This window comes from Streptomyces sp. NPDC107654 (assembly GCF_055639035.1).
On record NZ_JBVKBI010000006.1, the window covers coordinates 11,741 to 35,767 of the forward strand.

At 73.0% G+C, this 24,027-nt stretch carries 19 protein-coding genes and 2 pseudogenes; 9 read left to right on the forward strand and 12 right to left on the reverse strand.

The genetic code is table 11. The features are described 5' to 3' along the window. From ACZ7N4_RS12695 to ACZ7N4_RS12710, 4 genes are read right to left on the reverse strand one after another with little or no spacing between them, the layout of a single operon-like run. A complete protein-coding gene (locus tag ACZ7N4_RS12695) occupies window positions 1-780 on the reverse strand; it encodes a CDP-alcohol phosphatidyltransferase family protein (RefSeq protein WP_467922829.1) in 780 nt (259 codons plus the stop codon). Then, a complete protein-coding gene (locus tag ACZ7N4_RS12700) occupies window positions 758-1,819 on the reverse strand; it encodes an iron-containing alcohol dehydrogenase family protein (protein ID WP_471357196.1) in 1,062 nt (353 codons plus the stop codon). Before ACZ7N4_RS12700 ends, ACZ7N4_RS12695 begins: the two co-directional genes overlap by 23 nt. After that, the gene (locus ACZ7N4_RS12705; protein WP_471357199.1) at window positions 1,807-2,559 is read right to left on the reverse strand and encodes a phosphocholine cytidylyltransferase family protein; all 753 of its coding nucleotides are present in this window, start codon (window positions 2,557-2,559) and stop codon (window positions 1,807-1,809) included. The genes ACZ7N4_RS12700 and ACZ7N4_RS12705 overlap by 13 nt, the downstream gene beginning before the upstream one ends. Further along, a complete protein-coding gene (locus ACZ7N4_RS12710; protein WP_471357201.1) occupies window positions 2,556-4,376 on the reverse strand; it encodes a DUF5941 domain-containing protein in 1,821 nt (606 codons plus the stop codon). The genes ACZ7N4_RS12705 and ACZ7N4_RS12710 overlap by 4 nt, the downstream gene beginning before the upstream one ends. 266 nt (window positions 4,377-4,642) lie before the next feature. Between ACZ7N4_RS12710 and galE the strand changes: the two genes are divergently transcribed. From galE to idi, 3 genes are all read left to right on the forward strand, one after another. Further along, window positions 4,643-5,614: a UDP-glucose 4-epimerase GalE gene (gene galE / locus ACZ7N4_RS12715; RefSeq protein ID WP_471357204.1), complete on the forward strand. Its 972-nt coding sequence runs from the start codon at window positions 4,643-4,645 to the stop codon at window positions 5,612-5,614. A gap of 491 nt (window positions 5,615-6,105) precedes the next feature. After that, entirely contained in the window at window positions 6,106-7,047 is a 942-nt protein-coding gene (locus tag ACZ7N4_RS12720) for a cation diffusion facilitator family transporter (RefSeq protein WP_471357207.1), read from the forward strand. Between the two features lie 175 nt (window positions 7,048-7,222). Next, window positions 7,223-7,816, forward strand: a complete 594-nt coding sequence (idi, locus tag ACZ7N4_RS12725) for an isopentenyl-diphosphate Delta-isomerase (protein ID WP_471357208.1) — start codon at window positions 7,223-7,225, stop codon at window positions 7,814-7,816. A gap of 17 nt (window positions 7,817-7,833) precedes the next feature. Here idi and ACZ7N4_RS12730 read toward each other — a convergent pair whose 3' ends face one another. Further along, a complete protein-coding gene (locus tag ACZ7N4_RS12730; protein ID WP_471357980.1) occupies window positions 7,834-8,331 on the reverse strand; it encodes an ATP-binding protein in 498 nt (165 codons plus the stop codon). Window positions 8,332-8,567: 236 nt separating this feature from the next. Here ACZ7N4_RS12730 and ACZ7N4_RS12735 point away from each other — a divergent pair, with 236 nt between their 5' ends. Then, complete coding sequence (locus ACZ7N4_RS12735) at window positions 8,568-9,323, forward strand: enoyl-CoA hydratase/isomerase family protein (protein WP_471357210.1); 756 nt, start codon at window positions 8,568-8,570, stop codon at window positions 9,321-9,323. Here the strand turns inward: ACZ7N4_RS12735 and ACZ7N4_RS12740 are convergent. Continuing rightward, window positions 9,310-9,939, reverse strand: a complete 630-nt coding sequence (locus tag ACZ7N4_RS12740; RefSeq protein ID WP_471357213.1) for a DJ-1/PfpI family protein — start codon at window positions 9,937-9,939, stop codon at window positions 9,310-9,312. The genes ACZ7N4_RS12735 and ACZ7N4_RS12740 overlap by 14 nt on opposite strands. 68 nt (window positions 9,940-10,007) lie before the next feature. Continuing rightward, the gene (locus ACZ7N4_RS12745) at window positions 10,008-10,967 is read right to left on the reverse strand and encodes a GlxA family transcriptional regulator (protein ID WP_471357216.1); all 960 of its coding nucleotides are present in this window, start codon (window positions 10,965-10,967) and stop codon (window positions 10,008-10,010) included. 127 nt (window positions 10,968-11,094) lie between these two features. Between ACZ7N4_RS12745 and ACZ7N4_RS12750 the strand changes: the two genes are divergently transcribed. From ACZ7N4_RS12750 to ACZ7N4_RS12760, 3 genes and pseudogenes are all read left to right on the forward strand, one after another. After that, window positions 11,095-11,226 carry an LPFR motif small protein gene (locus ACZ7N4_RS12750; RefSeq protein ID WP_471357219.1) on the forward strand — a complete coding sequence of 44 codons (132 nt, stop codon included), beginning with the start codon at window positions 11,095-11,097 and terminating at the stop codon, window positions 11,224-11,226. Window positions 11,227-11,328: 102 nt separating this feature from the next. Beyond that, complete coding sequence (locus ACZ7N4_RS12755) at window positions 11,329-13,791, forward strand: Tex family protein (protein WP_471357221.1); 2,463 nt, start codon at window positions 11,329-11,331, stop codon at window positions 13,789-13,791. 101 nt (window positions 13,792-13,892) lie between these two features. Beyond that, a pseudogene (locus ACZ7N4_RS12760) lies at window positions 13,893-14,464 on the forward strand (DinB family protein). Here ACZ7N4_RS12760 and ACZ7N4_RS12765 read toward each other — a convergent pair. Beyond that, entirely contained in the window at window positions 14,461-16,101 is a 1,641-nt protein-coding gene (locus tag ACZ7N4_RS12765) for an ABC-F family ATP-binding cassette domain-containing protein (RefSeq protein ID WP_471357223.1), read from the reverse strand. The pseudogene ACZ7N4_RS12760 and the gene ACZ7N4_RS12765 sit on opposite strands and share 4 nt — an antisense overlap. 89 nt (window positions 16,102-16,190) lie before the next feature. Here ACZ7N4_RS12765 and ACZ7N4_RS12770 point away from each other — a divergent pair, with 89 nt between their 5' ends. Then, entirely contained in the window at window positions 16,191-17,105 is a 915-nt protein-coding gene (locus ACZ7N4_RS12770) for an FAD-dependent oxidoreductase (RefSeq protein ID WP_471357983.1), read from the forward strand. Between the two features lie 252 nt (window positions 17,106-17,357). Here the strand turns inward: ACZ7N4_RS12770 and ACZ7N4_RS12775 are convergent, their stop codons facing one another. Then, window positions 17,358-19,325 carry a Xaa-Pro dipeptidyl-peptidase gene (locus ACZ7N4_RS12775; protein ID WP_471357225.1) on the reverse strand — a complete coding sequence of 656 codons (1,968 nt, stop codon included), beginning with the start codon at window positions 19,323-19,325 and terminating at the stop codon, window positions 17,358-17,360. A gap of 177 nt (window positions 19,326-19,502) precedes the next feature. Here ACZ7N4_RS12775 and ACZ7N4_RS12780 point away from each other — a divergent pair, with 177 nt between their 5' ends. After that, window positions 19,503-20,990: a M1 family metallopeptidase gene (locus ACZ7N4_RS12780; protein WP_471357227.1), complete on the forward strand. Its 1,488-nt coding sequence runs from the start codon at window positions 19,503-19,505 to the stop codon at window positions 20,988-20,990. 123 nt (window positions 20,991-21,113) lie between these two features. Here the strand turns inward: ACZ7N4_RS12780 and ACZ7N4_RS12785 are convergent, their stop codons facing one another. The 3 genes and pseudogenes from ACZ7N4_RS12785 to ACZ7N4_RS12795 form a co-directional block, all read right to left on the reverse strand. Continuing rightward, entirely contained in the window at window positions 21,114-22,031 is a 918-nt protein-coding gene (locus ACZ7N4_RS12785; RefSeq protein ID WP_471357229.1) for a PfkB family carbohydrate kinase, read from the reverse strand. Continuing rightward, a pseudogene (locus ACZ7N4_RS12790) lies at window positions 22,028-22,497 on the reverse strand (macro domain-containing protein). Before ACZ7N4_RS12790 ends, ACZ7N4_RS12785 begins: the two are co-directional and overlap by 4 nt. Before the next feature lie 42 nt (window positions 22,498-22,539). Continuing rightward, window positions 22,540-24,003, reverse strand: a complete 1,464-nt coding sequence (locus tag ACZ7N4_RS12795; RefSeq protein WP_471357231.1) for an amino acid permease — start codon at window positions 24,001-24,003, stop codon at window positions 22,540-22,542. Between the last annotated feature and the right edge of the window lie 24 nt (window positions 24,004-24,027).

A 24,027-nucleotide genomic window follows, 5' to 3' on the forward strand; every position in this document is an offset into this window, starting at 1 on the left:
TCACTTCAGCCTGCTGGAGGCCAGGATGGACACCAGGTGCAGCAGCGTCTGGAGCATCGCGATGCCGGCGAGGACCGCCGTGCCGAGGCGGGTGAAGAACAGGTCGCCGCGGGCCTGGTCCAGGATCGCGAGGACGACGATGAGCAGCGAGGCCTCGATGCCGAGGATCAGCCGGTGGAACTTCAGCGCCGAGGCGGCCCGCCGGGCCAGCGCCATGCCGGAGGAGCGCGGCTCGGAGGCGGCCTCCTGCACCGGAGGCCTGCCGGTCTGGTGCCGGGCGACACCGACCAGGTCGGTCTCGGCCTTGATCAGGATGGCGCCGAGCGCGGCGAGGGTGCCGAGGAAGGCCCACAGCCAGTCGATCCGGCCGGTGCCCCACAGGTCGGCGGCGCGCAGGCCGAGGCCGACCAGGACGGCCGCGTCGGTGAGGTAGGCGCCGACGCGGTCCAGGTAGACCCCGCCGAGCGAGTACTGCTTCTTCCAGCGCGCGATCTCGCCGTCGACGCAGTCCAGCAGCAGGTACAGCTGGGTGGCGACCACGCCCAGCACGGCGCCCGCGATCCCCGGCACCAGCAGGGCCGGGGCCGCGAGCACACCGCAGACGGTCATCAGGTACGTGAGCTGGTTGGGCGTGACCCTGGTGTTCACCAGGTAGCGGTCGACGCGCAGGGACACCTCGCGCATGTAGAGGCGTCCCGCCCAGTGCTCACCGCTGCGCCGGTCCTTCACCCCCGCGGGGTGCACGACCGGACGGAGTTCAGCTACCGATGGCCTTGACATAGTCGGCGTAGATGTCCTTGATCTGGTTCGTCTTGAGGTCGAGGTGTTCGAGGATCGTGTAGCGGCCGGGCCGGGTCTCGGGGGCGAACTCCACCGCGCGGACGAACTCGTCCAGCGTGAAGCCGATCTCGTCCGGGGTGACCGGAAGCCCGTGCCGGCGCAGCACCTCGGCCATGTACGCCGACTCCTCGTGGGCGCCGCGCAGGTACATCGCGAAGGCGGCGCCGAGGCCGCACTGCTCGCCGTGGGCCGCGGCGCGCTTGGGGTAGAGCAGGTCGAAGGCGTGGTTGATCTCGTGGCAGGCGCCCGAGGACGGGCGGGAGTCGCCCGACACGGACATGGCGATGCCGGTGAGGACCAGCGCCTCCGCCAGCACCTGGAGGAAGCCGTCGTCGCCGACTCCCCCGGGGTGCCGGAGCACCGCCTCGCCCGCCTGGCGGGCCATGGCGGCGGCCAGGCCGTCGATCTTCTCGCCGTTGACCCGGTTGGCCAGCTCCCAGTCCGCGACCGCGGAGATGTTGGAGATGGCGTCACCGATGCCGGAGCGGACGAACCGGACGGGTGCCTCACGGATCACGTCGAGGTCGATGATGACCGCGATCGGGTTGGGCACGCCGTACGAGCCGCGGCCCGCGTCGTTGTCGAGGGTCGCGACCGGTGAGCACAGGCCGTCGTGGGCGAGGTTGGTGGCGACGGCGACCAGCGGCAGGCCGACCCGGGCCGCCGCGAACTTGGCGCAGTCGATGATCTTGCCGCCGCCGAGCCCGACGACCGCGTCGTAGTGGCCGGCCTTTATGTCGCCGGCCAGCCGGACCGCGTCGTCGATGGTGCCGCCGCCGACCTCGTACCAGGTGGCGCCGGGCAGGGTGGGGGCGATCCGCTCGCGCAGCCGGGCGCCGGAGCCGCCGCTGACGGCGATGGCGAGCCTGCCGGACTGCGAGACGCGCTCGTCGGCGAGGACCGCGGCCAGGTCGTCCAGGGCACCCGGGCGGATGTCCACGACGACCGGCGAGGGGATCAGCCGGGTCAGTACTGGCACGCGATCTCCCGTCCACGGGCGAGATCGTCGTGGTTGTCGATCTCCACCCACTTGACGTCGCCGATCGGCGCGACGTCGATACGGAAGCCGCGGTTGACGAGTTCCTGGTAGCCGTGCTCGTAGAACTGCTGGGGGTCGGTCTCCCAGACGGTCTTCAGCGCGTCGGCCAGCTCCGGCGCGGCGTCGCCCTCGATCAGGGTGACGCCGATGTACTCGCCGGTGGCCTCGGCCGGGTCCATCAGCTTGGTGATCCTCGTCATGCCCCGGTCGGGGTCGACGACGACCTTCATCTCCTCGTCGGCCAGGTCCTTCACCGTGTCCAGGGCGAGGATGATCTTCTTGCCGTCGCCGCGGGCGGCGAGCAGGGTCTTCTCGACGGAGACCGGGTGCACGGTGTCGCCGTTGGCGAGGATCACACCGTCCTTGAGGGCGTCACGGCCGCACCACAGGGAGTAGGCGTTGTTCCACTCCTCGGCCTTGTCGTTGTCGATGAGGGTGAGCTTCAGGCCGTACCTGGCCTCCAGGGCCGCCTTGCGCTCGTACACGGCCTCCTTGCGGTAGCCGACGATGATCGCGACCTCGGTCAGCCCGATCTCGGCGAAGTTGCCGAGCGTCAGGTCCAGAACCGTCGGTTCGCCCTCTATGCCCGCGGGCCCCACCGGCACCAGCGCCTTGGGCAGGCTGTCGGTGTAGGGGCGCAGACGCCGTCCGGCGCCGGCCGCCAGCACGAGGCCGATCATGCGGGTTCTCCTTCGTCGTGTACGGCGGGCGCCCCAGCGGACACCCAGAAGCGGATGCTCTCGACGAGCACCAGCAGGGCGACGGCCACGGCGAGGACCGTGAGCGCGGCCTTGAACTGCGAAGCGGTGAGCACCGCGGCCAGGACGGTGACGAGCAGCGTCCGCCCCTCGTGCCCCCCGATGGCGCGCACCAGCCAGGCCGGAGGCGCTCCGGCGTTGCCGCGGATGCGGTACACCGTGTCGTAGTGATGGTAGGCGACGGCCGCCACCAGGCCGAAAGCCGCGGGCAGGGCCCCGTTCACGCCCGCTTTGCCGGCCAGGGCGAGGACGGTGCCGTACTCGGCGGCCCGGAAGAAGGGCGGGACCAGCCAGTCGAGGGCGCCCTTGAGGGGGCGGGCGACGGCGAGCGCCGAGGTGAGGACGTAGACGGCGGCACCGGCCACCGGGAGGGCGCCGCCGAAGTCGGTGAGGGCCGAGCAGGCCACCACGGCGGCGCCGCCGAGCAGGGCGGCGACGGGCACGGCGAGCCCGGGCAGACCGCGCCGGAACAGCCGCCCGACCGCCCCCGCGAGCGGGCCGGAGTCGGCGAGGTCGGCCAGGGCCTGCGCGGCCCGGTCGGTGCGCCGGGCCCTGCGGGTCACCGAGCGCAGCACGCGGCCGGCCGTGGTGTAGGTCGCGGCGAAGGCGCAGCCGGCGAGCAGGACGTAGAAGGTGATCCGCGGGGTGGTGGCCGCCGTGAGGACCGCGATCATCGCCCAGCGCTCGCCGATCGGCAGCACGATCATGCGGCGCACCCAGACCGTCCAGCCGACGCTGTCGAGCTTGTCGGAGAGGGCGGCGGTGGGGCTGGTGTTGGCGGTGGCGTCGTGGTTGGCCTCGTTGAAGGAGAAGTCGACCACGTGCCGGCAGGTCTGCAGGATCATCGCGCCGAGGGCGAGGGCCCACACGTCGTCGCCGCCGCGGGCCGCGCCCAGGGCGAGGCCGGCGTAGTAGGCGTACTCCTTGGCCCGGTCGAAGGTGGCGTCGAGCCAGGCGCCGAGGGTGGAGTACTTCAGGGCGTAGCGGGCGAGCTGGCCGTCGGTGCAGTCCAGCACGAAGGAGGCGATCAGCAGCACACCGGCCGCGACGAACCCGCCGCGGGTGCCGGTGGCCGCGCAGCCGGCCGCTATCAGCGCGGTGAGCAGCGAGGCCGTGGTGACCTGGTTCGGGGTCAGGCCGCGGCGGGCGCACCAGCGCGCGATGTAGCGCGAGTAGGGGCTGATGAGGAACGTGGTGAAGAACCCGTCGCGGGACTTCACGGCCGACTTCAGGCGGACGGCCTCGTCGTCCACGGCGGCGACGGCCTGCCGGGCCTCGTTGCGGGCCTGCGGGTCGTCCGGCACCGTGGCGACCAGACTGCCCAGCTCCGGCCGGTGCACCGCGCCGCCGTCGGCCTCCAGGGCGGTGGCGACGCGGTCGGCGAGGCTGTCCACGGCGAGCGCGGGAGCCCCGCCGGATCCGGCGGTACCGCCGTCGGCGGAGGTCTCGCGGGCCACGGCCCGGGTGAGGGCCTGCCGGGCTGCGGGCTGGACCGTGACGGCGCCGGGCACGGCGGCGAGCGGGAAGCGCGGGTCGGTCAGGCCGAGGCGCAGCGCGTGGAGGTGGCCGACGAAGCGGGCGTCGACCAGGGCCACGCGCCGGTCGGCCGGTACGGCGGCGAGCAGGGACTCCGTCTCGGCGGCGTCGGCGGCCACGCGCACATCGAAGCCGAGGGACCGCAGATCGTGCTCCAGTGACGATCCGGGGACCGGCTGACCGGTGACGATGGCCGTCGACAACCGAACTCACTCCCTGGGTGCCGGCGCACGGGCGCCGGTCGTCTGCGTGGTGGGGCGCCCTGCCTGCGGCACCCGGGCGGCATGTCGGCAGAGGCTATCGGATGGGCCGGAGCCGGTGTTCACCGGCCGTTCACGGCCCGGCCCACGAGGGCTGTCCGGACCTTTGCCGCGATCATCATCGGGGATCCGGGGCCCGGCCCACAAACCCGTGGGGCAGACCCGGGCAACCGGGACACCGAAAGCGGCTCGGCATAGGGTGGACGACCATGACGTGGCTGATCACCGGCGGAGCCGGATACATCGGGGCGCACGTGGCACGGGCCATGGCGGGCGCCGGGGAGAGCGTCGTGGCGCTGGACGACCTGTCGGCCGCCGTGCCCGCGCGGCTGCCGGCCGAGGTGCCGCTCGTACCCGGCTCGACCCTGGACGGGGACCTGCTGAAGCGGGTCTTCGCCGAGTACGGCGTGACGGGCGTCGTCCATCTCGCGGCGCGCAAGCAGGTCGCGGAGTCGGTGGCGCAGCCCACCCGCTACTACCGGGAGAACGTGGGCGGCCTCGCCACCCTCCTGGACGCGGTGGCCGAGGCGGGCATCGGCCGGCTGCTGTTCTCCTCGTCGGCCGCGGTGTACGGCAACCCGGACGTGGACCTGATCACCGAGGACACCCCGTGCGCCCCGGTGAACCCGTACGGCGAGACCAAGCTGGCCGGGGAGTGGTTGGTGCGGGCGGCGGGCCGGGCACACGGGATCTCCACCGTATGCCTGCGCTATTTCAACGTGGCGGGCGCGGCGGCGCCGGAGCTGGCGGACACGGGCGTGTTCAACATCGTGCCGATGGTCTTCGACCGGCTCACCCGGGACGAGGCCCCGCGGGTCTTCGGTGACGACTACCCGACGCCGGACGGCACCTGTGTCCGGGACTACATCCATGTCGCCGACCTCGCCGACGCCCACCTGGCGGCGGCGCGGCGGCTGGCCGCCGGGGAGATCAGCGGTGACCTGACGCTGAACATCGGCCGGGGCGAGGGCGTCTCGGTGCGCGAGCTGATCACGGTCGTCGGGGAGGTCACCGGGGACCGCCGGCCGCCCGTGGTGGAGGGCCGCCGCCCCGGCGACGCGCCGCGCGCGGTGGCCTCGGCGGAACGGGCCGCGGAGGTACTGGGCTGGCGGGCCCGGCGCGGGGTGCGGGAGATGGTCGAGTCGGCCTGGGAGGGCTGGCGACTGCGTCACGGCGGCTGACGCCGACGAAGGGTGGGGGCGGCCGGCGGCTGACGCAGCGGGCCGGCGGCCGCGTCATGGCGGCTGACGAGGAGGCTTCGTCAGCCGCAGCGGCCCGGCCGCCCGTTCCCCCTTGGTAAGCCGCTGCGGCCGGCCGCCGACCCGCCCGCGCCCTTCGTGAGCCGCTAAGGCCGGCCGCCGACCGCCCGCGCCCTTGGTGAGCCGCTACGGCCGGCCACCGACCCGCCCGTGCCCTTCGTGAGGCCGCCGTGTGCAGCCGGCGGCCCCTCGCCCTTCGTCGGTGTGCGTCGCCGTGTGCAGCCGCCCCGGCCCTTCGCCGGCAGCGGACGCACAGCCGCCGCCCCGCACGGCGTCCGCCGCCTCGACCCTCCTGACCTGCGGAACGTTTCCGCAGGTCAGGGCACATGACAACGGTGTTCAGTGCCGCGTTGCCTCATACCCCCTACCCGTAGTTCACTGGCCTCCGGGCAGGCACACGGAAGGCGGTAGTCATGGGGGCAGGGCACGACCACGGGCACGCGCACTCCCACGCGCCGGCCCCGGGTACGGCCACGGCCGCGTACCGGGGCAGGCTGCGGATCGCGCTGGGCATCACGCTCACGATCATGGTGGTCGAGATCATCGGCGGCCTGGTCGCGGACTCGCTCGCGCTGATCGCGGACGCCGCGCACATGGCGACCGACGCGGTGGGCCTCGGCATGGCGCTGCTCGCGATCCACTTCGCGGCCCGCCCGGCGAGCACCAACCGCACCTTCGGCTACGCCCGTGCCGAGATCCTGGCGGCCCTGGCCAACTGCCTGCTGCTGCTCGGGGTCGGCGGCTACGTCCTGTACGAGGCGGTCCAGCGGTTCGTGGAGCCCGCCGGGACCCGCGGCGGGCTGATGGTCGTGTTCGGTCTGATCGGCCTGGTCGCGAACTCCGTCTCGCTGGTGCTGCTGATGCGCGGCCAGAAGGAGAGCCTGAACGTGCGCGGCGCCTTCCTCGAGGTGGCCGCGGACGCGCTGGGCTCGGTGGCGGTGCTGATCTCGGCCGCGGTGATCCTGACCACCGGCTGGCAGCCGGCGGACCCGGTGGCCTCGCTGGTCATCGGCCTGATGATCGTGCCGCGGACGGTGAAGCTGCTGCGCGAGACACTGGACGTGCTGCTGGAGGCGGCGCCCAAGGGTGTCGACATGGCCGAGGTCCGCGCGCACATCCTGGCGCTGGACGGCGTGGAGGACGTGCACGACCTGCACGCCTGGACGATCACCTCGGGCATGCCGGTGCTGTCGGCGCACGTGGTGGTCAGCTCCGAGGTGCTGAACGCCATAGGCAACGAGAAGATGCTGCACGAGCTGCAGGGCTGTCTCGGCGACCACTTCGACGTGGAGCACTGCACCTTCCAGCTGGAGCCCGGTGGCCACGCGGAGCACGAGGCGCGGCTGTGCCACTGAGGGCACGCACTGCCGTTCGGCGCATCCCCGGACGGTTCCCGTCGGCCGGTGCCGGGCACGATGATCTACCGGGTCCGACTCCCGGTGTCACGCCGCGCGCGGACGGGCGGGCGTGCCGGGAGTGCCGGATTCGTACGGCAGACTTGGGGTGCGAAGACCGAGGCGAAGGATGGGTATGCCGATCACACCTGCCACCGCGACGCACAGCTCGTCGGAGGGTACCGAAGAGGCGATTTTGCTGGAACTGGTCGACGAGAAGGGTGTGACGATCGGTACGGCGGAGAAGCTCGCCGCCCACCAGCCGCCCGGGCAGTTGCACCGCGCGTTCTCGGTGTTCCTCTTCGACGAACTCGGCCGGCTGCTGCTCCAGCAGCGGGCGCTCGGCAAGTACCACTCCCCCGGTGTGTGGTCGAACACCTGCTGCGGCCACCCGTACCCGGGCGAGGCGCCGTTCGCGGCGGCGGCCCGGCGCACCTTCGAGGAGCTGGGCGTGTCGCCGTCGCTGCTCGCGGAGGCCGGCACGGTCCGCTACAACCACCCGGACCCCGCCTCGGGCCTGGTGGAGCAGGAGTTCAACCACCTCTTCGTCGGCCTGGTGCAGGCGCGCCTCGCGCCGGACGCGGAGGAGGTCGCCGAGTACGCCTTCGTGACGGCGGCCGAGCTGGCCGAGCGGCACGCCCGGGACCCGTTCTCGGCCTGGTTCATGACCGTCCTGGACGCGGCCCGCCCGGCGATCAGGGAGCTGACGGGCCCGTCCGCGGGCTGGTGACCCCTTTTCCCGTCCCGTTACGGCAGCGCCGCGGGCTTGAGCGGCAGGGCGGCCCAGATCACCTTGCCGCCGCTCGCGGTGTGCTCCACGTCGACCACCCCGCCCGCCTCCCGGGCCACCTCGCGGACCAGGAGCAGGCCCCGGCCGCCGGTCTGGCCGTGGTCGGCCTCCAGGGCGGTCGGGCGGTAGGGGTGGTTGTCCTCCACGGACACCCGCACCCACTCGGCCCCGACGGCCACCTCCACGGCGAGCACCGGCGACAGCAGCGCCGCGTGCCGGACCGCGTTGGTGACCAGTTCGGAGACGATCAGCAGCAGGCCGTGCACCAGGTCGTCGGAGACCGGCACCCCCTGGCGCAGCAGCAGGTCCCGCACCGCGTGCCGGGCCTGCGGGACCGAGGCGTCCACCGCGGCCGCGGTGAACCGCCAGACACCTTCGTACGGCAGTGGGTCCGGCGGTCGTTCGCCGCCGCCCCCCGCTGGGCGCGGACCGTCCCCACGCCCGTGGTCGTCCATCGTCCGGTCGCCACCCTCGCGCTCGATTGTCACCACACGTCGAGTGTTGGTAAAGATGCGCTCCGGCCCGGATACCTGAACAGAAGTCGGCGGGTATCGAACGGTTTCTGACCGACTGCGTATGACCTGTTCGCGGGTGGGACCGCTCCTGTCCCCCGGGCGCCGGTTCCCGAACTAGTCGGGTTGTACGGGTTCGGCCTGCCGCCGCGTCATCACCCTCGGCTACGATCCGCCGCATGGAGCCCCAGCTGTCGCACCAGGTCACCGACTCCGTCGCCACCGTGGTGATCCGTCATCCCGCCAAGCGCAACGCCATGACGACCGCGATGTGGCGGGCCCTGCCCCCGCTGCTGGACACGCTGGCCCGGGACACCGGCGTACGGGCGCTGGTGCTGACCGGCGAGGGCGGCACCTTCTGCGCGGGCGCCGACATCTCCACTCTCCAGGGCTCGCCGGAGGAGGCGCAGTCCCTCGCGGTGGCCGCCGAGGAGGCCCTGGCCGCGTTTCCCAAGCCGACGGTCGCCGCGGTGCGCGGCCACTGCGTGGGCGGTGGGGCGCAGCTGGCGGCGGCCTGCGATCTGCGGCTCGCGGAGGAGGGCGCGCTGTTCGGGGTGACGCCGGCGCGGCTCGGTGTCGTCTACTCGGCGTCCTCGACCCGCCGGCTGGTGTCCCTGGTCGGTCCGGCCACGGCCAAGTACCTTTTGTTCACGGCCGAGTTGATCGACGCGGTGCGGGCGCTGGGCACCGGCCTCGTGGACGAGGTGCTGCCCGAGGGGCAGCTGGACAAGCGGGTCGCGGAGCTGACCCGGATCCTGGTGTCCCGCTCGCAGCTCACCCAGGCCGCCGCCAAGGAGTTCGCCGGCGGCCGCACGGACCGGGACGCCTACTGGACCGCGCAGGCACGCGGCAGCGGCGACACCGCGGAGGGGGTCTCCGCGTTCCTGGAGCGCAGGCAGCCGCGCTTCACCTGGAGCGTGTCTACGTCAGGCTGAAGCGGGTGCGGAACGCCTCCACGACGTGCGCGGGCGCCTTCTGCGGGGAGCCGGCGTCATAGGGCGGCTGCGGGTCGTACTCGACCAGCAGCTGGACCGTCTGGGCGTGTTCGTCGCCGGCGAGGGCGCCGACGAGTGCGAGGCCCATGTCGATGCCGGCGGAGACGCCGGCCGCGGTGACGTACTTGCCGTCGGTGACGACCCGTTCGCCCGTCGGCTCGGCGCCGAACCGCTTCAGCATGTCCAGGGCACCCCAGTGGCTGGTGGCGCGCCGCCCCCTCAGCAGGCCCGCGGCGGCGAGCAGCAGCGAGCCCGAGCAGACCGAGGTCGTCCACGTGCTCGTCGCGTCGACCCCGCGCAGCCACTCCAGGAGGGCCGGGTTCTCCAACTGGGGCAGGGTGCCCGGGCCTCCGGCGACCACGACGATGTCGGGGCGCGTCACCTCGTGCAGCGCGCGGTCCGCGGTAACGGCGAGGAAACCCGTGTCGGCGCGCACGGGACCGGGCCGTTCGGCGACGAAGACGACCTCGGCGTCGGGCAGCCGGCTGAGGACCTCGTAGGGTCCGACGGCGTCCAGTGCGGTGAAACGGTCGTAGACGACCATGGCGATCTGCATGGGAGCAGCCCTTCTCTGTGGGCGTGACGGTGTGGTGGTGCCGGCGCAGCGCCGAGCAGGTGCCGGTGTCAGTGCGCGGGCGACGGGTGGAAGCGTCTGCGGTACTCCGTGGGAGGTGTGCCGAGCGACCTGACGAACGCGCGGCGCATGGCCTCGGGCGTGCCGTAGCCGCTGGCCCGCGCGATCTCCTCGATGCCGTCGGCGGTGTCCTCCAGCAGGCGGCGGGCGTGTTCGAGGCGGACCCGGTCGACGTACCGGCCGGGTGTCATGCCGGTCTCGGCCTGGAAGGCGCGGGCGAAGTGGCGCGGGGAGAGGGCGGCGCGGGCGGCCAGCGCCTCGACGCCGAGATCGCCGTCCGGGTGCTCGGTGATCCACTGCTGGACGTCCCGGAGCGGTTCACGACAGGCCGTCTGGGCGGCCAGCTGGGCGCTGAACTGGGCCTGGTTGCCCGGCCTGCGCAGGAACACCACGAGATGGCGGGCGACGGTCAGCGCCGCCCGCCGGCCGAGGTCCTCCTCCACCAGCGCGAGGGCGAGGTCGATCCCCGCGGTGACCCCGGCCGAGGTGGCCACGTGCCCGTCCCGCACGAAGATCGGGTCCGGGTCGACCCGGACGGCGGGGTGGTCCCGGGCGAGCGTGTCGCAGTACGCCCAGTGCGTCGTGGCCCGGCGGCCGTCCAGGAGTCCGGCCCGGGCCAGCGCGACCGCGCCGGTACAGACGGAGACCAGGCGCCGGGCCCGCGGTGCCCGCCCGCGCAGCCACTCCACCAGCCGCGGGTCCGGATCGAGGGTGCCCTCCCCGCCGGGAACCAGCAGGGTGTGCGGATCCTCCGCGTCCGCGAGGGATCCGTCCGGTACGAGGGTGAGCCCGCTGGAGGTGCGCACGGGCCCGCCGTCCACCGAAGCCGTACGGATCCGGTAGGACCCGGGGACGAGCTTCTCGGCACCGGCGAAGACTTCGAGGGGGCCGGTGACATCGAGGCTCTGGACGCCGTCGAAGACGGTGACGAGAACGGTCCGCTGCGTCATGGCCTCGATTCTGGGTGCCCCCGCGCAGGGCGGCAACGACGGGTTCCCCACCTTTTCGGCCATGGGGTTCTCCGCGCCGTACCGAGGTACCCGGTGCCGGAAGTCGACGACGAAAGGAGAACCTCCCGTGTTCCGTGCCCTCGCCGACGTACTGCGGCAGCTCGGCGGCGCCCTCGCCACCGTGGTCACCCTGCCCTTCCGCGCGCTCGCCCGCCTGTTCGGCGGAGCGTCGTCCGCCGCCGGCGGCAGCCGGGCCTGACACCGGCCCGGCGCCTCGCCGGATGCCGCCCTGATCCCCGGTTGCCGGCGCCACCTGCCACAATTGCCGCGCAACCTTGAGTGAAGAAGGCGGTACCGGATCGTGACCACACCCGGGTCCCTCGGAGCAGGGTCCATCGAAGGCAGGATCGCCGAGGAGCTCGGCGTACGGGAGCGGCAGGTGAAGGCCGCGGTGGAACTGCTCGACGGCGGCTCCACGGTGCCCTTCATCGCTCGCTACCGCAAGGAAGCGACCGAGATGCTCGACGACGCGCAGCTGCGCACCATCGAGGAACGGCTGCGCTATCTGCGGGAGCTGGAGGAGCGGCGCACCGCGATCCTGGAGTCGGTGCGCGAGCAGGGCAAGCTCACCGAGGAGCTGGAGGCGCGGATCCGCGGCGCCGAGACGAAGGCGCGCCTGGAGGACGTCTACCTCCCCTACAAGCCCAAGCGGCGCACCAAGGCGCAGATCGCCCGCGAGGCCGGCCTGGAGCCGCTCGCGGAGGGGCTGCTGGGCGATCCGACGGTCGAACCGCTGGCCGCGGCCGCCGCGTTCGTGGACGCGGACAAGGGCGTCGCCGATCCGCAGGCCGCGCTGGAGGGCGCACGGGCGATCCTCACCGAGCGGTTCTCCGAGGACGCCGACCTGATCGGCGAGCTGCGCGAGCGCATGTGGGTGCGCGGGCGGCTGGCGGCGAAGGTGCGGGAGGGCAAGGAGGAGGCGGGCGCGAAGTTCGCCGACTACTTCGACTTCACCGAGCCGTTCACCGAGCTGCCCTCGCACCGGATCCTGGCGATGCTGCGCGGTGAGAAGGAGGAGGTGCTCGACCTCGTCCTGGAGCCGGAGGAGCCGACCGACGGCCCGTCGTCGTACGAGGGGATCGTCGCCGCGAGGTTCGGGATCGCCGACCGGGGCCGCCCCGGCGACAAGTGGCTGACCGACACGGTCCGCTGGGCCTGGCGCACCCGCCTCCTGGTGCACCTCGGCATCGACCTGCGGCTGCGGCTGCGTACGGCCGCCGAGGACGAGGCGGTCGACGTCTTCGCGGCCAACCTGCGCGACCTGCTGCTGGCCGCCCCGGCCGGCACCCGCACGACGCTGGGCCTGGACCCCGGTTTCCGTACGGGCGTGAAGGTCGCCGTGGTCGACGCCACCGGCAAGGTCGTCGCCACGGACGTGATCTACCCGCACGTCCCGGCCAACAGGTGGGACGAGGCCCTCGCCAAGCTGGCGCGGCTGGCGAAGGAGCACGCGGTCGAGCTCATCGCGATCGGCAACGGCACGGCGTCCCGGGAGACCGACAAGCTCGCCGCGGAACTCATCGCGAAGCACCCCGACTTGAAGCTCACCAAGGTGATGGTGTCGGAGGCGGGCGCGTCGGTGTACTCGGCCTCGCAGTACGCCTCGCAGGAACTGCCGGACATGGACGTGTCGCTGCGCGGCGCCGTCTCCATCGCCCGCCGGCTCCAGGACCCGCTGGCCGAACTGGTGAAGATCGACCCGAAGTCCATCGGCGTCGGCCAGTACCAGCACGACCTGTCCGAGGTGAAGCTGTCCCGTTCGCTGGACGCGGTCGTCGAGGACTGTGTGAACGGCGTCGGCGTGGACGTCAACACGGCGTCCGTGCCGCTCCTCGCGCGGGTGTCGGGCATCTCGTCCGGGCTCGCCGAGAACATCGTCGCGCACCGGGACCAGAACGGTCCGTTCACGTCCCGCTCCCAGCTGAAGAAGGTGGCACGGCTCGGCCCGAAGGCGTACGAGCAGTGCGCGGGCTTCCTGCGCATCCGTGGCGGCGACGACCCGCTGGACGCCTCCAGCGTGCACCCCGAGGCCTACCCGGTGGTCCGCCGGATGGTGAAGACCACGGGCCAGGAGGTGGCGTCCCTCGTCGGCAACACGGGCGTGCTGCGCTCGCTGCGGCCGGCCGACTTCGTGGACGACACCTTCGGTCTGCCGACCGTCACCGACATCCTCAAGGAGCTGGAGAAGCCGGGCCGTGACCCGCGACCCGCCTTCCGGACGGCCACCTTCAAGGAGGGCGTGGAGAAGATCTCCGACCTGTCCGCGGGGATGGTCCTGGAGGGCGTGGTCACCAACGTGGCGGCGTTCGGCGCGTTCGTGGACGTCGGTGTCCACCAGGACGGCCTGGTGCACGTCTCGGCGATGTCGAAGTCGTTCGTCAAGGATCCGCGCGACGTGGTGAAGCCCGGTGACATCGTCAAGGTGAAGGTCCTGGACGTCGACATCCCGCGCAAGCGGGTCGCGCTGACGCTGCGTCTGGACGACGAGGCCGCGCCGCAGGGCCAGGGCGGCGGTCGGCAGCAGCGCGGCGGCGGTGCCCGTCCGCCCCAGCAGCGGCAGGGCAGCGGCCAGCGGCAGGGCGGCGGGCAGCGGCAGGGCGGCGGGCAGCGGCAGGGCGGCGGGCAGCGGCAGGGCGGCGGGCAGCGGCAGGGACGGGGCGGCGGCGACCGCGGCGGCCGGCAGGCTCCCGCACCGGCACCGGCCAACAGCGCGATGGCCGACGCGCTGCGGCGCGCGGGCCTGCTGGACCCGAAGGAGCGCTGAGGGGCGGGGCTGCGGGCCGTACCGGGGCGAACAGCCCCGGTACGGCCCGCAGCCCCTCGAAAACCGGCGGAGGCGGGTCAGCCGCTCGTCAGACTCGTCGCATGACCGGACCAGATCCCCAAGCCGACCTCCAGGTGCATCTCCAGGACGCCCGTGACGCGCTGCTCCGGAAGCCCGACGGCCTGCCGGAGTACGACATCCGGCGGTCCCTGACCCCCACGGGCACCGACCTGCCGGCCCTCGAGAAGCACCTCGCGGGCGCCGAGGCGCTGAACTTCGGCCGGACGTTCGGCCGGCCCTTTCCCGGCACATCCCTGTGGATCACGGGCGACGCCGAACCGGACACGGACCTGTGGGCACGGGCCGACGATGCGCGAGGACATCGTCGGCCGGTACCGGCGGGCGTGCGCCCACGCGGACGAGACCATCGCCGCGCCCCCCGGACGCGGTCGGCCGGACGCCCGGTGCGCCGGGTGACACGACGCTGCACCGGGTGCTGACCCACATGGTCGCCGGGACGCAGCGGCACGCCGGACACGCGGACATCGTGCGCGAACTCGTCGACGGCACGGTGGGGCAGCGCCCCGACGGCCTCGACGTGGCGCCCCGCGATCCGGACCACCTCGCCCGGGACGAACGGGCGGCGAAGGAGGCCGCCGCACGCGTCGGCTAACGCTCCGTCACCTTGCCGTCCGCCACCTCCAGGCGCCGGTTCACCCGGACCGCGTCCAGCATGCGCCGGTCGTGGGTGACCAGCAGCAGGGTGCCCGTGTAGGCGTCGAGGGCCGACTCCAGCTGTTCGATGGCCGGCAGGTCGAGGTGGTTCGTCGGCTCGTCCAGGACGAGGAGGTTGACACCCCGGCCCTGGAGCAGGGCGAGCGCGGCGCGGGTGCGCTCGCCCGGGGAGAGGGTCGCGGCCGGCCGCAGCACATGGCCGGCCTTCAGTCCGAACTTGGCCAGCAGGGTGCGGACCTCGGCCGGTTCGGTGTCGGGGACGGCCGCGCAGAAGGCGTCGAGGAGGGTCTCGGGGCCGTGGAACAGCTTGCGGGCCTGGTCGACCTCGCCGATGAGCACCCCGGAGCCGAGGGCCGCGTGGCCGGAGTCCGGCGGGACCCGGCCCAGCAGCGCGCCGAGCAGCGTGGACTTCCCGGCGCCGTTGGCGCCGGTGACGGCGATCCGGTCCGCCCAGTCGACCTGGAGCGACACCGGTCCGAGCCGGAAGTCGCCGCGCCGCACCTCGGCGTCCCGCAGCGTCGCCACGACCGCGCCGGAACGCGGAGCGGACGCGATCTCCATCCGCAGCTCCCACTCCTTGCGCGGCTCCTCGACCACGTCCAGGCGCTCGATCATGCGCTGGGTCTGCCGGGCCTTCGCGGCCTGCTTCTCGCTGGCCTCGCTGCGGAACTTGCGGCCGATCTTGTCGTTGTCGTTGCCCGCCTTGCGCCGGGCGTTCTTCACGCCCTTGTCCATCCAGGACCGCTGCATCTGGGCGCGGTCCTGGAGGGCGGCCCTCTTGTCGGCGTACTCCTCGTACTCCTCGCGGGCGTGCCGGCGGGCGACGTCCCGCTCCTCCAGGTAGCCCTCGTAGCCGCCGCCGTAGAGGTTGATCTGCCGCTGGGCGAGGTCGAGTTCGAGCACCTTGGTGACCGTGCGGGTGAGGAACTCGCGGTCGTGGCTGACGACGACCGTGCCGGCGCGCAGACCGGTGACGAACCGCTCCAGCCGCTCCAGGCCGTCGAGGTCCAGGTCGTTGGTGGGCTCGTCCAGGAGGAAGACGTCGTAGCGGGACAGCAGCAGGGAGGCGAGGCCGGCCCGGGCCGCCTGGCCGCCGGACAGGGCCGTCATCGGGTGGTCCAGGTCGACGGCCAGGCCGAGGGAGTCGGCGACCTCCTCCGCCCGCTCGTCCAGGTCGGCGCCGCCCAGGCCGAGCCACCGTTCCAGGGCGGCGGCGTAGGCGTCGTCGGCGCCGGGCGCGCCGTCTACCAGCGCCTGGGTGGCCTCGTCCATGACCCGTTGGGCCTCGGCGACCCCGGTGCGGCGGGCCAGGAACTCCCGTACGGTCTCGCCCGGCCGGCGCTCCGGTTCCTGGGGGAGATGGCCGACGGTCGCGGCCGGCGGGGAGAGCCGGAGCTCGCCCTGCTCCGGCGGGGTGAGGCCGGCGAGCATCCGCAGCAGGGTCGACTTGCCCGCGCCGTTGGCGCCGACCAGCCCGATCACGTCGCCGGGCGCGACGACCAGGTCGAGCCCGGAGAACAGGGCGCGGTCGCCGTGCCCGGCGGCGAGGTTCTTGGCAACGAGGGTGGCAGTCATCAGGACGTCGATCCTAGTGGCGACGGGCACGCGCTCACGGACCGCGCAGGGCCTATCGTCCTGGCGTGGACAGTGAGCCGAGAGACGAAGTGATCGTGGTGGGAGGCGGGATCGCCGGGCTGACGACGGCCGTGCTGCTGGCCGAGTCGGGGCGGCGGGTGCGGGTGTGGGCGCGGGAACCGGCCGAGCGGACGACCTCGGCGGTCGCCGGCGGCCTGTGGTGGCCGTACCGCATCGAACCGGAGCCGCTGGCGGGTGCGTGGGCACTGGCCTCCCTCGGTGTCTACGCGGAGCTGGCGGACCGCCCGGAGGACACGGGGGTGCGCCTGGTCGAGGGCGTGCACCACGGGACCCGGCTGGACGGGCTGGGCGCGTGGGCGGGCCGGGTGCCGGGGCTGCGGGCGGTGGCCGAGGGGCTGGCGGCTCGGCTCCCGGTGATCGACATGCCGGTGCATCTGGCCTGGCTGCGGGAGCGGCTGGGGAAGGCGGGAGGCACGGTGGAGGTCCGCGAGGTGGCCGGCCTGGCAGCCGTGCCCGCCGCCGTGGTGGTCAACTGCACGGGCCTCGGTGCCCGCTCCCTGGTGCCGGACCCCGCGGTACGCCCGGTGCGCGGGCAGCTGGTCGTGGTGGAGAACCCCGGCGTCACCGACTGGTACACCTCCGTCGACCACTCCTCGGCAGCCTCGACGTACTTCATCCCGCAGCCGGACCGGCTGCTGCTGGGCGGCACGGCCGAGGAGGACGACTGGTCCCTGGAGCCGGACCCGGCCACCGCCGCGGCGATCGTCGCCCGCTGCGCGGCCGTCCGCCCGGAGATCGCCGGCGCGCGGGTGCTGGCCCACCGGGTGGGCCTGCGACCCGCCCGTGAGGCGGTACGCCTGGACCGGCAGACGCTGCCGGACGGCCGCGTGCTGGTCCACAACTACGGCCACGGCGGTGCCGGCGTCACGGTGGCCTGGGGCTGTGCCGAGGAGGCGTCCGCCCTGGCGTTCCCGGCCCCCTGACCGCTCCGCCGGGGGCGCGGGGCTGCGTCGCCGTGCGGTTTCGCCGCGGGGACGCGTCCGGCCCGCCAAGGCCCCCGGCGGGGCCCGCCGCCAGCCGCCCGCGAACCGGCACCGTGAGCAGTCGGTCGCGCGGCCCCGCACTCCCCCAGGGGGGCGGGACGTGCCGACAAGCGGCTCCACCACGGGGACGCGACGGCCCGCGACCGGCCGCGGCCGGATGCCGCCGCCGGCCTCGGAGAGGCACGCGGTGCCTCAGCCTGCCGGCACGTGCCGGAGACGTGGTGCGGGGACGCCCTTCAGGACCGTCGGCTCGGGGGGCGCCGCGTGGCCGGCCGTGGCGCGGGTGAACGCTGCCGTGCCACCCACCAGCGGGAGCCTCGCCGTCGTACGGGAGAGGTCGACAGTGAGCGTCGGCCGGGTGGACGGAGGATCGATGAGGTCCTTGTCCGTGCCGGCGACGATCAGTGCCAGGCGGTGTCCCGCGGGGACGACGTGGTCGGTGGCCGCGAGGTCCAGGGTGAGGGTGTACGCGCGGCCCGGGGTGAGCGGGGCACCGGGTGCCGGCCAGGCGTGGTGGCCGAGGTCGGCCCAGCCGCGGCTGACCACGGTGTAGCCGACGGTGGCCGTCTTCGCCCGGGTCTCCTTGAAGCAGGCGCTGTCCCCGGCCGTGCTCTCGCCCCAGCAGGTGCGGTCGGTGAGAGTGGTGATGCCCTCGGCCCGGTCGGCGTAGTCGCGGATGGTGTCCGGGCCGACGTCGACCAGGACGGCGGACAGGTGGGCGGAGGCGGTCGTCGGGGTCGCGGTGACCGTCACCGTGGAGGAGCCGGCCAGACGCAGGCCGCGGGTGAGCGGGGCGGTGAGGAAACCGGCCTTCTCCGGTGTGGACGTGGTGAGGTGCGCGGCCCAGTCGGTCTCGCTCAGTGCCGGGTCGTCCGTGAGGCTCTCGGTGCCCGAGGCCGGGCGCAGACCGAGCGTGCCGACGCCGGCCTGGCTGCCGGAGGCGGGGTGCAGGACGGCGGTGCCGGTGCCGTGCGGGGGCCAGGCGGCGGAGGTGACCCACTGGTCGGGGTGGCGTTCGACGTCGGCCATCGGCTCGCGGTCGATCCCGTTGTCGTAGCCGAGGAGTTCGTGGTCGAACCAGCGGTGCAGCGTGTCGACCCAGGCTCCGCGCCGGTAGTCGAACGGGTCGACGTGACCGGTCTGGGACAGCCAGATCTTGCGCTTCACGCCGTTGCGGGCGAGCGCGTTCCACCACGGGCCGACGTGCTGGGTGCGGACGTTGAGGTCCTGCATGCCGTGCACCAGGAACACGCTGGCGCGTACCTTCGCCGCGTTCTTGACGTAGTCCCGTTCGGTCCACAGCGGTGTCCAGTCGCCGCTGCGCGGGCTGCCGTCGGCGAGCTTCCGCTGGACGGCCGCGCAGTGGGCCTGCGCGTCGGCGCTCTCGACGTAGCCGGCCAGTTCGTCGGGGCCGCCCTCGTAGAGTGGGGCGCCCTCGGCGAAGTAGTAGTCGTACCAGGAGGAGATGGCGCTGATCGGGACGATCGTCCGCAGCCCTCTGACGCCGGTGGCGGCGACGCCGTTGGCGATGGTGCCGTCCCAGCTCTTGCCGATCATGCCGGTGCGGCCGTTGGTCCAGCCGGCCTTCACCGGGGTGCCGCCGGTCCGGCTGGTGTACGCCCTGCCGCGGCCGTCGAGCCAGTCGACGACGGCCTTGGCGGACTGGATGTCGGAGCGGCCGCCGACGTCGACGCAGCCGTCGGAACGGCTGGTGCCGGCGAGGTCGACGCCGACGAAGGCGTAGCCGCGGGGCACGAAGTAGTTGTCGTAGAAGAGCGGCATCCGGACGACACGGCCCTGCGCGTCGTACGTCTTGCGCTGGCTCTCGTTGCCGCGTCCGCAGCAGGAGTAGTAGGGGCTGGCGTCCATGATGACCGGCACCTTGCGGCCCCGCCGGGCCGGTTCGGAGGGGCGGACGATGTCGGCGGCGACGCGGTCGGTCCTGCCGTCGCCGTCCTCGTCGAGGCCGGTGTCCACCCAGACGGACTCGCGGACGGCGTCGGCGTACGAGTAGACGGGGCTGCTCTCCCGCGGCGCGGCCCGGGTGGTGGTTCGGGGGGCGGCCTGGGTCGCGGCCGGGGTCATGAAGACGGCCGTCAGGGCGGCCGCGGCGGCGGTCACGAGCGTTCTCCGGATCGTGGAGCGCATGCGTTTCGGCATGCGCGGACGGTACAGCCGTCAAGTCCCGGACAGAAGAGGACCTCGCGGGGCGCGTGTCGGCCGAATGGCGATCGTGTGACAGCGGTGGCCATGGACAGGTCAGAAGCCACAGGGACTGAATAGGCTCCGAACAGTGTTCTCCGAACGGACTTGCAGTCCTGACGACTTGGAGCTGACGTGCACCGCAGAATGATCGCGCCGGGCGCACTGGCGGCGGCCTCCGTCCTGCTGGCGATCCCGGCATCGGCCGCGAGCTACTCCCCCGGCACACCGGGCATCGGCGACCCCTACTACCCGTCCTACGGCAATGGCGGCTACGACGTCTCCCACTACGACCTGAGGCTGCAGTACCAGCCGAAGACGGACGGGTTGCAGGGCACCGCGACGATCCTGGCGCGGACCACGCAGGACCTGTCCCGCTTCGACCTGGACTTCCTGCTGGACGTGAGCGAGGTCCGGGTCAACGGCGCCAAGGCGTCCTTCACGACGTCCGGCGAGCACGAACTGGTCGTCACCCCGAAGACTCCGCTGGCCAAGGGCACCCAGATCACGGTGGTGGTCCGCTACAGCGGGGTGCCGTCGGCGAAGAGCGCCTACGGCTTCACCTCCTGGCACCGCACGCCCGACGGGGGCGTGGCCGCCAACGAGCCCGAGGCCGCCTGGTGGTGGTTCCCGAGCAACGACCACCCGACCGACAAGGCCACCTACGACGTGTCGGTGGCCGTGCCGGACGGCACCCAGGCCCTCTCCAACGGCACGCTCCAGTCGACCACTTCGAAGCTGGGCTGGACCCGCTACAACTGGCGGCAGAACAAGCCGCAGGCCACCTATCTGGCCACGCTGGCGCTCGGGAGGTTCGACCTCACCACCGGCACCTCCGACGGCGGGGTGCCCGTCATCAACGCCTACAGCAAGGACCTCGGCGACACCGACGGGGCCGCGCGGGCCAGCGTGGAGCGCACCGGGGAGATCGTGGACTGGCTGAGCGGCTACTTCGGGCCCTATCCGTTCAGCACCGCGGGCGGCTACGTGCCCGGCACCACCACGGGGTACGCCCTGGAAACGCAGACCCGGGTCTACTACAGCCCGAAGCAGTTCGCGAACGGCTCCAACACCTCCGTGGTCGTGCACGAGCTGGCCCACCAGTGGTACGGCGACTACGTGTCGCTGAAGGGCTGGAAGGACATCTGGATCAACGAGGGCTTCGCCCGGTACGCGCAGTGGCTGTGGTCCGAGCACGAGGGCGAGGGCACCGCGCAGGAACTCGCCGACTACGTGTACGCCTCGCACCCGGCCGACGACGCCTTCTGGACCGTGAAGCCGGGTGACCCGGGTCCGGACGAGCAGTTCGGCAGCGCCGTCTACGACCGGGGTGCCCTCGCCATCCAGGCACTGCGCAACGAGATCGGCGACGACGCGTTCTTCGCGGTCCTGAAGGGCTGGCCGAAGGAGCACGCGTACGGCAACGCCTCGGTGGCCGACTTCCAGAAGTACGCCGAGCAGGTGTCCGGCAAGCCGCTGTCCGCGCTGTTCGACACCTGGCTGTTCCAGCCGGAGAAGCCGGCCGCACCGTCGGTCCGCGCGCTGGTGAGGACGGGTACGGCGGTGGCGCGGCCGACGTCGTGGAAGAAGATCGAGGCGACGAACGGGGTGCACGGGCACTGACCGGCGGAGGGCGCTGACGGCCTCGGTCACTGACGCCTTAAGGCGGCTGACCGGCCGGGGGCGCTGAGCCACCGGGGACGCCGACCGGCGGGGCGCGCTCGGTGCCTCGGTGGCACCGGTGCCTCAGCCGTCGGCCACGGCCGCCCGTCGCAGCAGCTCGTCCCGGCCTATCGCGTCCGCGCGGGCGGCCGGGACGGTGCACGCGTACGCGCCCGCGATCGCTCCGTACCGGGCGCACCGCTCGGGTGTCTCGCCGCCGAGCCGGCCGTAGAGGAACGCGGCGGCGAAGGCGTCGCCCGCGCCGTTGGAGTCGACCACCGGCGCGGGCGGGTCCGCCGCCGGTATCCGGGTCAGCTCGCCGTCGACGAGCAGCTGGGCGCCCTCGGCCCCGGCGGTGGCGACGACGGTCCGCGCCCGGCCCCGCTCGGCGATGCGCCGCATGGTCCGCTCGGGGTCGGCGAGGGCGGCGGCGGACAGGAAGACGACGTCGGCCGCGTACGCGAACGGCTCGTGGTACGGGTTCTCGCCGTCCCAGTCGTGCAGGTCAGTGGAGAGCGGCACACCGGTCTCCCGAAGGACGGGCAGGGCGTGGGCGCACGGCTGGGTGATCGTCACGTGCACGTGCCGGCTCGTGGCGGCCAGCGCGCGCAGGGTGGCCTCCGGGAAGCGGTCGTCGGGGTGGGCGCGGCTGGTGTCGTAGAGCGACAGGCGGCGGCCGTCCGGGCCGACGAGGTTGACCGCCCGCTTGGTCCCGGCGGGCTGCGGGAGCGCGGTGAGGGCGATGCCGTGCTCGTGGTGCAGGGCGCGGACGAGGTCGCCCTCGGGGTCGTCGCCGAGCAGGTCGAGGTGGTGGGTGCGCAGGCCGAGCGCGGCCAGTCCCAGGGCGACGAAGTCGCCGGTCTGCCCGGCGCGCGTGCGGATCCCGGACTCGATCATGTAGCTGTCGGCGTAGGGCAGGGGCAGCTCGGGGACGTGGATGATCGTGTCCACGCCGGCCCCGCCCAGCACCAGCACCTCGGCCGCGTCCGCCTGCCCGCTCATGCGCCGTCCTCCCCGTCGTCGTACACCGTCACGGCGATCCCCCGCTCGACGGGCCTCTCGGTGACGAGCGGCTCCACGCGGGACCACCCGCCACCCGCGAGGCCGCAGCCTGGCGAGGCATCCGCACGGAGGCGCCGGGTTCGATCACTTCGCCGGCGAGGCGGTCGGGGGCGGCGTCGATCGCCTCGTAGCGCGCGGGGACGACCTTGCTTCCCGTTCCGGTCCCCCGCCGGCCGATCATGTCGGCCACCCGGAGGTACGGGCCGACCGGCACCCCCTGGACCGCGCCCAGACCTCGCGCGGTCCCGGTGCCGGCGCGGTACGCCGCCTCCGGCTCCGGCCGGCGTCGGGACAGGGCCGGCACGAAGCCCCAGCCGCCGGTGTCGTCGCGGACATGGGCGATCACCTTGGCGCCCTTCACCGACGGCGTGGTGGCGTCACCCCGGACATACGTGATCTCCGACATGACGCCACCGTAGGCGATGCCACTGACAGTGGCGCCGAGCCGCTACTTCGACAGCTCGGTCAGCTCCTGTCCGGCGTTCTGCGACACCCGGCGGCGCACGCCGAACCAGCCCGCGACCAGCATGACGGCGATCACCGGGATCAGCAGGACGGTCTTCCGGCCGACGTCCGGGTCGTTCCACATCATGCCGAGGCAGACGAACAGGAACACGATCGTGGCGATCTCCGTGACCGGGCTGAACTTCAGCTGGAAGTGCGGCCGGGTCGCGAGGCCCGCGCGGGCCCGGCGGACGAAGATCATGTGGCAGATCATGATGATCACCCAGGTGCTGATGATGCCGAGGGAGGCGACGTTCAGCACGATCTCGAAGGCCTGGCTGGGCACCAGGTAGTTCAGGCCCACACCGAGCACGCAGACCGCGCAGGTCAGCAGGATGCCGCCGTAGGGCACCTGGCTGCGGTTCATGCGGGCGGTGAACTTCGGCGCCGAACCGGCCATGGCCATCGAGCGCAGGATGCGGCCGGTGGAGTACAGGCCGGAGTTGAGCGAGGACATGGCGGCGGTCAGCACGACCAGGTTCATCACATCACCGGCCGCCGGCACGCCGATCTTGGACAGCACGGTCACGAACGGGCTCTGGTCGGCGGAGTACACCGAACCGGGCAGCAGCAGGGCGAGCAGCACGACCGAGCCGACGTAGAACAGGCCCACACGCCACATGATCGAGTTCACCGCGCGCGGGACGACCTTCTCCGGCTCGGCGGTCTCGCCGGCCGCGACACCGACCAGCTCCAGGGCGGCGTAGGCGAAGATCACGCCCTGCATGACCAGGACGGCCGGCATGGCGCCGTGCGGGAAGAAGCCGCCATGGCCGCTGATGACGCTCAGACCGGGGGTGTGGCCGCCGACCTTGTGCTGGGTGGCGAGCAGGAAGATGCTGATCAGCATGAAGCCGACGATGGTGGCGACCTTGATGATCGCGAACCAGAACTCCATCTCGCCGAAGAACTTCACCGAGATCAGGTTCACGGCCAGGACCACCGCCAGGGCGATCAGGGCGAGCACCCACTGGGGAATGCTGGTGAACATGGACCAGTAGTGCGTGTAGAGCGCGATCGCGGTGATGTCGGCGATGCCGGTGGTCGACCAGTTCAGGAAGTACATCCAGCCGGCGACGTAGGCGCCCTTCTCGCCGAGGAACTCGCGCGCGTACGACACGAAGGAGCCGGAGGACGGCCGGTACAGGACCAGCTCGCCCAGGGCCCGGACGACGAAGAAGGCGAAGACGCCGCAGACCAGGTAGGCCAGGGCGAGCGCCGGTCCGGCGTTGTGCAGGCGGCCGCCGGCGCCCAGGAGGAGTCCGGTGCCGATGGCGCCACCGATGGCGATCATGTTGACGTGGCGGGCCTTGAGGTCCTTGCTGTAACCGGCGTCGCCCGCGTCCGCCGGATGGGCCACCTGGGGGTGGGTGGTGGCCGGTGCCGATTCCACGGCTTCCTTGCTCACGGGTGGTTCCATTCCTGGTGCGCC

Excerpts from the sequence above, each read along its gene's own strand:
- ACZ7N4_RS12740 (WP_471357213.1), bottom strand. The coding sequence starts at position 9,939 with ATGCAGATCGCCATGGTCGTCTACGACCGTTTCACCGCACTGGACGCC.
- idi (WP_471357208.1), top strand. The coding sequence starts at position 7,223 with ATGCCGATCACACCTGCCACCGCGACGCACAGCTCGTCGGAGGGTACC.
- ACZ7N4_RS12695 (WP_467922829.1), bottom strand. The coding sequence starts at position 780 with ATGTCAAGGCCATCGGTAGCTGAACTCCGTCCGGTCGTGCACCCCGCG.
- ACZ7N4_RS12765 (WP_471357223.1), bottom strand. The coding sequence starts at position 16,101 with ATGACTGCCACCCTCGTTGCCAAGAACCTCGCCGCCGGGCACGGCGAC.
- ACZ7N4_RS12735 (WP_471357210.1), top strand. The coding sequence starts at position 8,568 with ATGGAGCCCCAGCTGTCGCACCAGGTCACCGACTCCGTCGCCACCGTG.
- ACZ7N4_RS12775 (WP_471357225.1), bottom strand. The coding sequence starts at position 19,325 with ATGCCGAAACGCATGCGCTCCACGATCCGGAGAACGCTCGTGACCGCC.
- ACZ7N4_RS12745 (WP_471357216.1), bottom strand. The coding sequence starts at position 10,967 with ATGACGCAGCGGACCGTTCTCGTCACCGTCTTCGACGGCGTCCAGAGC.
- galE (WP_471357204.1), top strand. The coding sequence starts at position 4,643 with ATGACGTGGCTGATCACCGGCGGAGCCGGATACATCGGGGCGCACGTG.
- ACZ7N4_RS12720 (WP_471357207.1), top strand. The coding sequence starts at position 6,106 with ATGGGGGCAGGGCACGACCACGGGCACGCGCACTCCCACGCGCCGGCC.
- ACZ7N4_RS12705 (WP_471357199.1), bottom strand. The coding sequence starts at position 2,559 with ATGATCGGCCTCGTGCTGGCGGCCGGCGCCGGACGGCGTCTGCGCCCC.
- ACZ7N4_RS12730 (WP_471357980.1), bottom strand. The coding sequence starts at position 8,331 with ATGGACGACCACGGGCGTGGGGACGGTCCGCGCCCAGCGGGGGGCGGC.
- ACZ7N4_RS12785 (WP_471357229.1), bottom strand. The coding sequence starts at position 22,031 with ATGAGCGGGCAGGCGGACGCGGCCGAGGTGCTGGTGCTGGGCGGGGCC.